We start from the raw sequence: 12,467 nt of genomic DNA, 5'->3' as shown, positions 1-12,467 counted from the left end.
CCTCGGGTCGGGCGGGGTCAACTCAGACTGAAAAAGCCGCCCTCAGCGATCTTGGCTTTGTCCTCAGCGGTGACCTGGACGTTAGCCGGTGAGAGCAGGAACACCCGATTGGTCACGCGCTCGATCGTACCGCGCAGGCCGAACGCCAGCCCGGCGGCGAAGTCCACCAGACGGCGGGCATCGGCCTCATCCATCTCGGTGAGATTGATGATCACCGGGACGCCGTCGCGGAAGTGCTCGCCGATGGTGCGCGCCTCGCGGTACGTGGTGGGGTGCAGCGTCGTGATCTGGTACCGCTGCTCCTCCTCGGGCAGGGCCCGCTCGCGCGCCGTGACCTGCGGCGCGAGAGCCAGGTTGTCCCGGGTGTGATAGGTCAGCGCGCCGGAGGTCTCGCCCGCCGACGACCGGGTGATCGACCGTACGCTGGACCGCTCGATCCGCTCCGGACGCTCACCGTCACCGCGCTCGGACTCGCTCAACCGCCCGCTCGGCCGCTCGGAGAGTCGACCCCGCCCGCTGTCGCGCGGCCGCGGAGCCGGCGGCTCCTCGGCGTCGTCCTCGTCGTCGTCGGCGAACTCCTCGGCGTACCGGCTCTGCCGGTAACGCGAGTCGCGGTAGCCACCCTTGTCGTAGCCACCGTCGTCGTAGGCCCGCTCGTCGTCTTCTTCGACCAGACCGAGCCAGACCCCCGCCTTGCGCAGTGCACCCATCCCGCGCCCTTCCGTCCGCCGTGCGGCACGCGCCCCCGTGCCATGTCGCCCGTCGCGAGTGGACAACCATGCCCATCGGACCGGAACGGCAATCCCCCCGGCGCGCGATTCGCGTCGCGCGCCACGACCCCCGACTAGGAGACGCCCGCCCCTGAAACAACACTGATGTAATTTGCTTGTCTCGCGGTCAGGCTACCGCAGCGTGGGACGCATTCCGAGCAACGCGCTACCGACGCGGACATGTGTCGCGCCGTAACGGATCGCGATGTCGAAATCTCCGCTCATTCCGGCGGACAACGCGGTCGCTCCCGGATGGACGACCCGAAAGGCGTCGGCGACCTCGGCGAGCCGGGCGAACGCCCGCTCCGGCTCCCACCCCAGCGGGGCGACCGCCATGAGACCGACCAGACGCAGCCCGGGCGCCTCGGCCACCGCCTCGGCCACCGGTTCCAACCCGGCGCCCGGATCCGCCGAGCCGGGCAGTGCCCCGCCCCGGGCCGCGTCGCCGTCGATGCTCACCTGAACCAGGGCGTCGAGCGGCGCCTGCCGTTCGACGGTCGCGGTGGCCAACGCCCGGGCCAGCCGGACACTGTCGACGGAGTGCACCACGTCGGCGTAACGGACCACCGAGCGGGCCTTGTTGCGCTGCAACTGGCCGATGAAGTGCCAGCGGGGACGCACCCCGGCGGCAGCCACCTCGGCGGCCTTACCGGCCGCCTCCTGGTCGCGGTTCTCCCCCATGTCGGTCACCCCGAGCCCGGCCAGCGCCACCACGTCGCTGGCCGGGTAGGTCTTCGTCACCGCGATCATCGTGACCTCGGCGCGGTCCCGGCCGGCCTGCGCGCAGGCGTCATCGATCCGGGACCGAACCTGTGCGAGACCGGCCGCGAGTTCGGCGCGCCGATCCGGTCGTACCGTGGCTGAGCTGTCGGTCATCGGCGGTGCTCAGGACCCGTTCTTGAGGAAGTCGGGAACGTCGACGTCGTCGAAGAGCACGCGACGTGGCGACTGGGCCGGCGCCGGGTTGGTGGCCGGAGCTGGCACCGGGGTGCTCTGCGGTGCCGGCTGGTTGGTGTTGCTCTTGCGGGTCGGCTCGGCCGCCTTGTACGCGGGCGTGCCGCCGTCGAAGCCCGCCGCGATGACCGTCACCCGCACCTCGTCACCGAGCGCGTCGTCGATGACCGCGCCGAAGATGATGTTGGCGTCCGGGTGGGCCGCGTCGGTGACCAACTGGGCGGCATCGTTGATCTCGAACAGGCCCAGGTCGGACCCACCGGCGATGGAGAGCAGCACGCCCCGCGCGCCGTCCATGCTCTGCTCCAGCAGCGGGCTGGAGATGGCCGCCTCGGCCGCCTCGACCGCGCGGTTCTCGCCACGGGCGCTGCCGATGCCCATCAACGCGCTGCCGGCGCCGCTCATCACGCTCTTGACGTCGGCGAAGTCCAGGTTGATCAGACCCGGGGTGGTGATCAGGTCGGTGATGCCCTGCACACCCGAGAGCAGCACCTGGTCGGCCGTGCGGAACGCGTCCATCATGCTGATGTTGCGGTCACCCAGGGCCAGCAGCCGGTCGTTCGGGATGACGATCAGCGTGTCGCACTGGTTGCGGAGTTCGTCTATTCCCGACTCGGCCTGCACCTGGCGGCGCTTGCCCTCGAAGGAGAACGGCCGGGTCACCACGCCGATGGTCAGCGCGCCGAGCTTGCGGGCGATGTTGGCCACCACCGGCGCGCCGCCGGTGCCGGTGCCGCCGCCCTCGCCGCAGGTCACGAAGACCATGTCGGCGCCCTTGAGCACTTCCTCGATCTCGTCGCGGTGGTCCTCGGCGGCGTTCTTGCCGACGTCCGGGTTGGCCCCGGCCCCCAGGCCACGGGTCAGCTCGCGCCCGACGTCGAGCTTGACGTCGGCGTCGCTCATCAGCAGCGCCTGCGCGTCGGTGTTGATCGCGATGAACTCGACGCCCTTGAGCCCAACCTCGATCATCCGGTTGACGGCGTTGACGCCGCCACCCCCGATGCCGACGACCTTGATGACCGCCAGGTAGTTGTGCGGAGGTGTCATCTCCGGTCCTTTCCTTCGAGATTGGCTTCGGCCGACCGGGTACGGCGTGGCCAGCCCAGCGGCCGACAACAGCTGTCACCAGCGAGGATCAGGGGTGAACCCTAACCCTCTACTAGAGGCTTACAGTTATGTCAACCACTGATCCTCTTCGGGGCAACGTAAGCGCCACCGCCCGATGAGCCAAGGACCCGGGCGGCGTGTCGCCGAGCGGAGCGCGACGGGTCACCTCCCCGCACGCTCACCGGTCAACGGAAGGTCACCACATCCGGCGCACTCACGTCGATCCGGTCGGTGTCCTCGTCGAGCAGCGCGGTGGCCACTCGGGCCTTGTCAGTGCCCCGCGTCGCGTCCCCCCAGATCACCGTCCGGTCCCCCCGCAACCGCAGGCTGATCCGGGCCAGCCCTTCCACGTTCACGTCCACCAGCTCCGCGCGCAGCTGCGGCGTCAGCGCGACGAGCACCTCCAGCCCGGCCCGGGTGCCCGGGTCGTCGGCGGCCGGCCGGGCCACCGTCACCTGCGGCAGGCCGGCCGGGCGTCGCTCCACCGTCCGGAACGCCACCCCGCTCCCGTCGATCATGGCGAACGCCTCCCCCTGCGGCACCACCGCCACCGCGGTCCGCTCGGTCACCCGCACCACCAGCGCGTCGGGCCAGTCCCGGGACACCGTGGCCCGCTCCACCACCGGCAGCGCGCCGACCCGTCGGGCCGCGGCGGCCAGGTCCACCCGGGCCAACGGCACCCCGTCCGGAACGCCGACCGCGTCGTGCACCTGCACCGGAGTGGCCAGCTTCGCACCCTCCACCCGCACCTCACGCACGCCGAACAGCCCGGTGCCGAGCACCGTCCAGGCGACCAGCCCGGCCAGGGCGAGCACCCCGGCGGCCACCGCCCACGGCAGCGCCGCACGCATGCGACGCTGCCGGGCACGCGCCATGAACCGGCGGGTCGACGGCGGCACCGCGTCGCGGCCCGCCCGGACCAGCTGCCACCGCCGGGCCGGACCTCGGCGCGGGGCGCCGCCGTCGGCGGCGCTGGTCCGCCCCCGGGCCGGGCCGGGACTCATCCGGCCGTCGGCGCCGAGCCGCCGGGCACGGCGGTGCCACCGAGAGCCGCACCGTCGCCACCGGACGTGGCCCCACCCGGCACCGGATCACCGATCGCCGGGGAGGTGGCCACCGGGTCGACGGTCGCGGTGGATGCCGAGCCGGCCGTACGCTCACCCAGGGCGGCCAGCAGCTCGTCGCCCATCAGCGAGATCGGCGGGGCGCCCATGGTGACCACCACGTCCCCCGAACGGGCCCGACGGGCCACCTCGACCGGGGCCTGCTCCCACGACTCCACAAAGACCTTGCGGTCGGCGGGCAGCTCCACCGCCGCGATCAGCGCCGCCGAGCCCTCGCCGGGCTGACGCAACTCACCCGGCCCGAAGACCTCCAACAGCACCACCTCGTCGGCGATGGCCAACGCCGCGGCGATCTCCGCCTGGTTGTCGCGGGTGCGGTACAGCCGGTACGGCTGGAAGACCACGATCAGCCGGCCGTCCCCGGCGACCTCGCGCAGCGTCTGCATCGCCAACGTCATCGACGTCGGGTGGTACGCGTACTCGTCGTAGACCAGCACGCCGTCCGCGACACCCTTGCGCTCGAAGCGCCGACGCACGCCGGGGAAGACCGCCAGCGCGGCCTCCGCCGCCTCCAGCGGCAACTCCAGCAGGTACGCGGTCAGCACCGCGGCGGCGCTGTTCAGCCCCATGTGCCGTCCCGGCACCGGCAGCCGGAACTCGCCCAGCGACCGTCCGTCGATGGCGGCCAGGTAGCGCACCCCCCGGGCGGAGGAGACCATCTCGGTCAACCGCAGGTCGGCGTCGTCCGCCTCGCCGTAGGTGAACACCCGCCGCCCCTCGGACCGCAGGCTCTCGGCCAGCCGTCGACCGCCCGGATCGTCGGCGCAGGTGATGATGAAACCGTTCGGGTCGGTGAGACGGGCGAACTCCACGAACGCCGCCTCCAGCGTCGCGTAGTCACCGTAGGTGTTCAGGTGGTCCGCCTCGATGTTCGTGATGATCGAGACGTACGGGCGGTAGATGAGGAACGAGCGGTCGCTCTCGTCCGCCTCGACCACGAAATGCTCGCCGGTGCCGTGGTGCGCGCCCGAGCCGACCTCGGAGATCTCCCCGCCGATCACGAAGGACGGGTCCACCCCGGCCTGCTGGAGCACCATCGTCACCATCGAGGTGGTGGTGGTCTTGCCGTGCGTGCCGGCGACGGCCACGGCGCGACGGCCGGTCATCGCCGCCGCGAGCGCCTCCGAGCGGTGCAGCACCCGCAGGCCGCGCCGACGCGCCTCGACCAGCTCCAGGTGGTCCTGGGGAATCGCCGACGAGTAGACGACGGTGTCGACCCCGTCGAGGTTGCTGACCTCGTGGCTGAGGTGGATGGTGCCGCCGAGCGCCCGCAGGCCCGCCAGCGACGGCCACTCCCGCAGGTCGCTGCCGGAGACCCGGATGCCCCGGGTGAGCAGCAGCCGGGCCACGCCGAGCATGCCCACCCCACCCACCCCGATCAGGTGGACGGCGCCCAGGTCCTCGGCGGTGAGCGTGCCGGCCGGGGTGAACTGCGCGGTCACCGGGCCACCGCCGCCAGTACGAAGGAACGCAGGGCCTCGTCGCCGTCGCGCCGGCCGTACGACGCTGCGGCGGCACCCATCGTGTACAGCCGCTGCGGGTCGCGGATGAGCGGGATGACGGTGCGCTCCAGCCAGTCCGGGGTGAGCTCCGCGTCGTCGACCAGCAGCCCTCCACCGGCCTCCACCACCGGCAGCGCGTTGCGCCGCTGCTCCTGGTTGCTGTGCGGGTACGGCACGTAGATCGTGGGCAGCCCGATCGCGGCCACCTCGGCGACGGTCATCGCCCCGCCCCGGGCCAGCATCAGGTCGGCGGCGGCGTAGCCCAGCTCCATCTCCGACAGGTACGGCAGCGTCACGTACGGCACCGGCAGGTCGGTGGGGATCGGCACCGGCTCGTTGCGGGCACCCATCACGTGCAGCACCTGCACGCCGTTGCGGGCCAGTTCCTTGGCCGCGCCGGAGACCGCCAGGTTGATCGAGCGGGCGCCGGACGAGCCGCCGGAGACGAAGAGCACCGGCAGGTCCGGGCGGAGCCCGAAGTGGGCGCGGGCGGCGTTGCGCAGCGCGTACCGGTCCAGACCGGTGATGGCGCGGCGCAGCGGCACCCCGACCACTGTGGCGTCCCGCAACGACTCGGCCTGGCTCGGCTGGTTCGGGAAGCCGACGGCGACGTTCTTGGTGAACTTCATGCCCAGCCGGTTGGCCACGCCCGGTGGCACGTTCACCTCGTGGATCACCATGGGCAGCTCACGACGCCACGCGGCCAGGTAGGCGGGCACCGAGACGTACCCGCCGAAGCCGACGACCACCTCGGCGCGCACCTCGTCGATCACCTTGCCCGCCGCGCGGGCCGCCGTCCACATCCGGCCCGGGGTACGGACCAGGTTCATGTTGACCGACCGGGGCAGCTGGTACGCCGGGATCTGCCGCAGGTCGTAGCCCTGCGGCGGGATCAGGTCGTTCTCCATGCCCCGGGGTGTGCCGAGGCAGGTGATCCGGACGCCCGGGTCGTGTCGGCGCAGGCAGTCGGCGAAGGCGAGCAGCGGGTAGACGTGCCCCCCGGTGCCACCTCCCGCGAGCACCACCGAACGCAGCGGACCCATCAGCGTCTCCTCTCGCTCGCCGTACCCCTGCGGTTGCGGTCCTGGCGGACCCCGCGCGGCACGGCCTGGTCGTCGTGGCGCCGCTCGCGGGACCGGGGCACTGACCCTCGGCCAGCGGGCGGCGACGCCGGCCGGCGACGCCGGCCGGGAAGCGGCGGCAACGGGGCCCAGAGTAGTCGGACCCACCGGGCCGGCGGACGGGCATGCAGTGCTCTGGCCGCATCGGGTTCGGCGCGGGCGAAGGACGCCAGCATGCCGATGCCGGCCAACGTCACCACCAGGGCACTTCCGCCGTCGGAGATGAACGGCAGCGGCAGGCCGGTGATCGGCAGCAGCCCGACCACCCCACCGATATTGATCACGGCCTGGCTGACCAGCCAGGTGGTCACGGCCGTGGCGGCGAGCCGGCGGAACGGGTCGTCGACCCGTCGGGCGATCCGGAACCCGGTGTACGCGAGGACCGCGAACAGGCTGAGCACCACGGTGCAGCCGATCACGCCCAGCTCCTCGGCGATGATCGCGAAGATGAAGTCGTTGTGCGCCTCGGGCAGCCAGTCCCACTTCAGGCTGCCCTTGCCCAGCCCGACACCGAACCAGCCGCCGTGCTCGATGGCCAGCCGCCCCTGGTAGAACTGCAGGCAGTCGTTGAGTTTGCAGGTCTCCGGGTCCGGTGGGTTGAAGAACATGTCCAGCCGCGCGAGCCGGTAGTTGTCCGCGCCGCGCTCGCCGGAGCCGGCGCCCAGCGAGGCCACCGCGACGAGCAGGCCGATCCCGACCAGACCGGCCGCCGCCAGGGCGCCGAACACCCGCATCCGCACCCCCGCGGCCCAGAGCAGGCCGACGACCAGGGCCAGCAGGCAGAGCATCGTGCCCGTGTCGTTGTAGCCGACCAGGACGAAGAGCAGGCCCACGATCGGGAACAGCGGGGTGGCCAGCTCGCGCCACCAGCCCAGCGCGGCGCCCTTGCGGGCGACCAGGTGCGCGCCCCAGAGCACCATCGCGAACTTGGCCAGCTCGGACGGCTGCAGCTGGATCCCGCCGATGAACAGCCAGTTCAGCCGTGCCTCGACCGGGCCGATCTGCCCTGACTCCTGCCGGGTCAGCCGGGCGTAGGCGAGCAGCAGGTTGAGCAGCAGCAGCAACCCGATCGAGGTGAACAGCAGCGGCCGGCCCAGCGACCGGTAGGTGCTGGCCGGCAGGCGCTGGCAGATCCAGAAGGCGCCGATGCCGATCACCGCGAAGATGGCCTGCTTGGTCACCGAGGCCGAGGCGTTGCCGTCCTCGGCGTAGTCCTTGACGCTGGTCGCCGAGAAGACCATGGTCAGCCCGATCAGCAGCAGCAGGCCGGCGCAGGACAGCAGCAGGTAGTAGGAGGTCAGCGGTCGGTCCAGCAGGCCGCGCAGCGCGGCGAGGCCACCGGCCGCGTCGATGCCGCGCAGCGGGGTGGCCGCCACGGCCTCCGGCTCGCGTCCCGCCGGCCCGGACTCCCGCGCCCCCGGCCCGGACTCCCGGGCCGCCGCGCCGGGCTCCGGGCCGCGCGCCCCGGCGGTCACCGGTGTACGCGCCGCGCTCGGCGACCGTCGCGGCCGTCCGACAGTCCCATCCCCGGTGCCGATTTCCTCCCCCACCCCGACATCATCACCGCTGAACACGCCCCACCGCCCCACAACGCCCCACCGGGCGTGTCGAACCCGCCCCACCGCACTCCCCCGACACCGCCCACCCACGTCGATCTTGCACTTTCTGTGCCGACAAAACACCCGTGAAAGGACGTTTCGTCAACCGAAACTGCAAGATCGACGGGTGAGAGGGTGAGAGGGGGCGGGGGCGGGGGCGGGTCAGGTCATGTTGGCGAGGAACTCGCTGTAGAACAGGCCCAGGGCGATGGCCACGCCGATGCCGGCGATGATCCAGAAGCGCACCACGATGTTGACCTCACTCCAGCCGGCCAACTCGAAGTGGTGCTGCAGAGGAGACATCCGGAAGACCCGTTTACCGGTGGTCTTGAAGGAGATGATCTGGATCACCACGGACATCGTGATGATCACGAAGAGTCCGCCGATGATCGGCAGCAGCAGGATGGTGCGGGTGGACATCGCCATGCCGGCGATCAGACCGCCCAGCCCGAGCGCCCCCGTGTCACCCATGAAGATCCGGGCCGGAGAGGTGTTCCACCACAGGAAGCCCACACAGGCCCCGGCCGCCGCCCCGGCGATCAGCGCGATCTCCAACGGGTCGCGGACCTCGTAGCAGTACGGCTGGGTGTAGTTCGGGTCGGCGCACCAGTGCCGGTACTGCCAGAACGCGATCAGCGCGTACGCGGCGAGCACCATCACCGACGCGCCGGTGGCCAGACCGTCCAGACCGTCGGTGAGGTTGACGCCGTTCGTCGCCGCCATCACCACGAAGATGAAGATGATCACCGCGCCGACCTTGCTGACCTCCAGGAAGTCGATGTCCCGGATGAAGCTCAGCGTGGTGCTGCCCACCGTCTCGGTGTTGGTCGCCAGACCCGAACCGTTGGTCATCGTGCTCGGGAACCACAGCGCGATCACCCCGAAGACCGCACCGACCAGGATCTGCCCGAGCAACTTGCCGCGCTTGTTCAGCCCGGCACTGTTGCGCTTGCGCACCTTGAGGAAGTCGTCGAGGAAACCCACAGCGCCGGAGAAGACCATCAGACCCAGCAGCACCAGGGCGGTGATGGTCGGCTCCACCTGGGCGATCTGCTGGTCCGGCAGGGTGGTCAGGGCGAGGTGCCCGGCCACGTACGCGATCACCGTGGCCAGGATGAAGACCACGCCGCCCATCGTGGGCGTGCCCTTCTTGCCCTGGTGCATGGCGGGGCCGTCGGACCGGATCGGCTGACCGGCCTTGAGCCGGGTGAACACCTTGATCGCGATCGGGGTGCAGAAGAGCGAGACGAGGAAGGCCACCCCGATGGCGACGATGACCGCCCTCATCGGGTCGACTCCCCGTCGGCGTCGGCGCGCAGGGCGTCGGCCACCTCCCAGGTCCGGTACCGGGAACCCTTGACCAGGACGACGTCACCCGGTCGTAGCTCGTTCCGCAGCACCTCGACGGCCGCCGCCTGATCGGTGAGCAGCACCGACTCTCCTCCCCAGTTCGCTACCGCTGTCGCGCCTTCGTGGATCGGCGCAGCCGGCTCACCCACCACGAGCAGCCGGTCGACACCCAGCTCGGCCGCGAGTCGGCCGACCTCGGCGTGGCCGTCGTACTCGAACGGGCCCAGCTCGGCCATGTAACCAAGCACCGCGACGGTACGCCGCCCCTGACCCATGCTGGCCAGAGCCCGCACCGCCACCGCCATCGAGGCCGGGTTGGCGTTGTACGAGTCGTCGATCACGGTCACCCCGTCGGGACGGTCGAAGACGTCCATCCGGCGGGTCGAGACCAACCCCAGCTCGCCCAGGGCCGTGGCCAGCTCGGCCAGCGGCATACCCAGCTCCCGGGCGACCGCCGCCGCCGCGAGCGTGTTCCCGACCTGGTGACGGCCGGCCAACCGAAGCCGCACCGGCGCGCGTCCCTCCGGGGTGACCAGGGTGTACGACGGGTGCCCCCGCTCGTCGAGCGTGACGTCCTCGGCGCGCACGTCGGCGTCGGGCGCCTCGCCGTAGCGGACCACCCGGGCCCGCGTACGGCCCGCCATCGCGTCCACCCTGGGGTCGTCGGCGTTGAGCACGGCCAGCCCGTCCGGCGGCAGCGCCTCCACCAGCTCGCCCTTGGCCTGCGCGATGGCGTCCTGCGAGCCGAACTCACCGATGTGCGAGGTGCCGACGTTGAGCACCACGGAGATCTGGGGCGGCACCAGCTCGCACAGGTACCGCACGTGCCCGACCCCGCGCGCGCCCTTCTCCATCACCAGGTAGCGGGTGTCCGGGTCAGCCTGCAGCGCGGTGTACGGGTGGCCCAGCTCGTTGTTGAACGAGCCGGGCGGTGCCACGGTGGCCCCGAGCCGGGCGGTCAGCTGACCGATCAGGTCCTTCGTGGTGGTCTTGCCGGACGAACCGGTCACGCCGATCACGGTCAGCCCGGGCAGCCGGTCCACCGCGGCGCGGGCCAGTCGACCCATCGCGGTCAGGGCGTCGTCGACGAGCACCATCGGCACCCCGGGCACCTCGCGGCTGCCGAGCACCGCCACCGCGCCGGCCTGGATCGCCGTCTGAGCGTAGTCGTGCCCGTCGACCTTCTCCCCCGGGAAGGCCACGAAGAGCGAACCGGGGCCCACCTTGCGCGAGTCGAACTCCACCGAACCGGTGACGGTGACGTCCGGGTCGGCGGACACCAGCCGACCGTCGACAGCGGCGGCCACCTCGGCCAGGCTCAGCGCGATCACCGCTGGCCCGCCAGGTCCCCGAAGCGGGCCCGCAGGGCCTCGGCCAACTCGGTGCTGTCGTCGAACGGAAACACCTCGCCCGCCACCTCCTGGCCACGCTCGTGTCCCTTGCCGAGCAGCGCGATCACGTCGCCCGGCTCGGCCAGCCGGACCGCCTCGTCGATCGCGGCACGGCGGCCCGCCACCTCGATGATCCGGGCGGACGTGCCGGCCCGGTACGCCCCGGCGAGCACCTCGGCGCGGATCTCCCCCGGGTCCTCGGTACGCGGATTGTCGTCGGTCACCAGCACCACGTCGGCTCCCTCCGCCGCGGCGGCACCCATCACCGGCCGCTTGCCCCGGTCCCGGTCCCCGCCGGCGCCGATCACACAGATCAGCCGGCCGGCGCTCAACTCGCGCAACGCGGCCAGCGCGGCCACTATCGCGTCCGACTTGTGGGCGTAGTCGACCACCCCGCGCACCGGCGCGGCCACGTCGACAAGCTCCAGCCGGCCCGGGACGCCACCGCAGGCGGCCACACCGGCCGCGGCGGTCACCGGGTCGACCCCGGCGCCGACCAGCGCGGCGATGGCCAGCAGCGCGTTGGCCACGTTGTGTCGACCGGGCAGCGCGACACCGGCGGAGAGGGCCACCCCGTCCGGGCCGTGCGCGGTGAACCGCTGTGCGTACCCCTCGCCGCCCACCCCGTCGGCCCACCAGGTCGCACCCTGGTCACCGGCCGCCGAATAGGTGACGGTGCCCGGCTTGAGCAGCGGCTTCAACGCCGGGTCGTCGTGGTTGAGCACCTCGACGGCGCAGCGCCCGTCGAAGAGCTGGGCCTTCGCGGCGAAGTAGTCGTCGCTGTCGGCGTGGAAGTCCAGGTGGTCCGAGCCGAAGTTGGTGTAGCCCCCGACAGCGAACCGCACCCCGCCCACCCGGCCCATGGCCAGGGCGTGGCTGGAGACCTCCATGACCACGGCGGTGACCCCACGCTCGCGCGCGGTGGCCAGCATGGCGTGCAGGTCGGTCGCCTCGGGGGTGGTGCGCACACTGTCGATCACCAGGTCACCGAGCCGGGTCTCCACCGTGCCGACCAGCCCGGTGGTGTGCCCGGCGGCCCGCAGCCCCGACTCGATCAGGTACGCGGTGGACGTCTTGCCGGCGGTGCCGGTCACCCCGATCACGGTGAGACCGGCGGTCGGGTCGCCGTACACGGCCGAGGCCAGTTCGCCGAGCACGGCGCGCGGGTCGGGCACCACCAGGGCGGGCAGACCACTCTGCGCCGCCAGCTCCGCGCCCGCCGGGTCGGTCAGCACCGCCACGGCACCCGCCTCGGCGGCACCGGTGGCGAACTCCGCACCGTGCCGGCGGGCACCGGGCAGCGCCGCGTACAGGTCGCCGGAGCGGACCTCCTGGCTGGCGTGGGTGACCCCGGTGACGACCACCGCGGCGGCGTCCGCCGGGAGGTCGACGGCGAGCCGGATGGCGAGATCACCGAGCCGAACTCCGGTCACGGTACGTGGACGTGGATTGCCGGGCACGGCGTCAGACCCTACCCGGTCGTCCGGTTCCGGCCGCACAGCCGCCCCGGTGGTTCGTCGGCACTCACCGATGATGTCCCGCCATTGCTG

10 protein-coding genes are annotated in these 12,467 nt (G+C 72.1%); all 10 read right to left on the bottom strand.

Features of this window, described 5'->3' with window-relative positions:
- Window positions 1-17 precede the first annotated feature (17 nt).
- Entirely contained in the window at window positions 18-710 is a 693-nt protein-coding gene (locus tag KBX26_RS20105; protein ID WP_210862902.1) for a cell division protein SepF, read from the bottom strand.
- Window positions 711-902: 192 nt separating this feature from the next.
- The gene (locus tag KBX26_RS20100) at window positions 903-1,646 is read right to left on the bottom strand and encodes a YggS family pyridoxal phosphate-dependent enzyme (RefSeq protein ID WP_030334507.1); all 744 of its coding nucleotides are present in this window, start codon (window positions 1,644-1,646) and stop codon (window positions 903-905) included.
- A 9-nt stretch (window positions 1,647-1,655) separates the two neighbouring features.
- The gene (gene ftsZ / locus KBX26_RS20095) at window positions 1,656-2,771 is read right to left on the bottom strand and encodes a cell division protein FtsZ (protein WP_030334509.1); all 1,116 of its coding nucleotides are present in this window, start codon (window positions 2,769-2,771) and stop codon (window positions 1,656-1,658) included.
- 245 nt (window positions 2,772-3,016) lie between these two features.
- On the bottom strand, window positions 3,017-3,835 hold the full coding sequence (locus KBX26_RS20090; protein WP_210866150.1) for a cell division protein FtsQ/DivIB: 819 nt from the start codon (window positions 3,833-3,835) through the stop codon (window positions 3,017-3,019).
- On the bottom strand, window positions 3,832-5,397 hold the full coding sequence (gene murC / locus KBX26_RS20085; protein WP_210866149.1) for a UDP-N-acetylmuramate--L-alanine ligase: 1,566 nt from the start codon (window positions 5,395-5,397) through the stop codon (window positions 3,832-3,834). The genes KBX26_RS20090 and murC overlap by 4 nt, the downstream gene beginning before the upstream one ends.
- On the bottom strand, window positions 5,394-6,500 hold the full coding sequence (gene murG / locus KBX26_RS20080; protein WP_030334514.1) for an undecaprenyldiphospho-muramoylpentapeptide beta-N-acetylglucosaminyltransferase: 1,107 nt from the start codon (window positions 6,498-6,500) through the stop codon (window positions 5,394-5,396). The genes murC and murG overlap by 4 nt, the downstream gene beginning before the upstream one ends.
- The gene (locus tag KBX26_RS20075; protein ID WP_030334516.1) at window positions 6,500-7,954 is read right to left on the bottom strand and encodes an FtsW/RodA/SpoVE family cell cycle protein; all 1,455 of its coding nucleotides are present in this window, start codon (window positions 7,952-7,954) and stop codon (window positions 6,500-6,502) included. Before KBX26_RS20075 ends, murG begins: the two co-directional genes overlap by 1 nt.
- A 384-nt stretch (window positions 7,955-8,338) precedes the next feature.
- The gene (gene mraY, locus KBX26_RS20070) at window positions 8,339-9,463 is read right to left on the bottom strand and encodes a phospho-N-acetylmuramoyl-pentapeptide-transferase (RefSeq protein WP_030334519.1); all 1,125 of its coding nucleotides are present in this window, start codon (window positions 9,461-9,463) and stop codon (window positions 8,339-8,341) included.
- A complete protein-coding gene (gene murF, locus KBX26_RS20065; protein WP_210866148.1) occupies window positions 9,460-10,857 on the bottom strand; it encodes a UDP-N-acetylmuramoyl-tripeptide--D-alanyl-D-alanine ligase in 1,398 nt (465 codons plus the stop codon). The genes mraY and murF overlap by 4 nt, the downstream gene beginning before the upstream one ends.
- Window positions 10,854-12,416 (bottom strand): UDP-N-acetylmuramoyl-L-alanyl-D-glutamate--2,6-diaminopimelate ligase, encoded by a 1,563-nt coding sequence (locus tag KBX26_RS20060; RefSeq protein ID WP_030334523.1) that lies wholly within the window; start codon window positions 12,414-12,416, stop codon window positions 10,854-10,856. Before KBX26_RS20060 ends, murF begins: the two co-directional genes overlap by 4 nt.
- Window positions 12,417-12,467: the final 51 nt, after the last annotated feature.

It is taken from the genome of Micromonospora sp. C97, from assembly GCF_018070385.1.
In the GTDB taxonomy this organism is placed as follows: Bacteria; Actinomycetota; Actinomycetes; order Mycobacteriales; family Micromonosporaceae; genus Micromonospora; species Micromonospora parva.
This window is presented reverse-complemented; position numbering and strand designations above follow the sequence as displayed.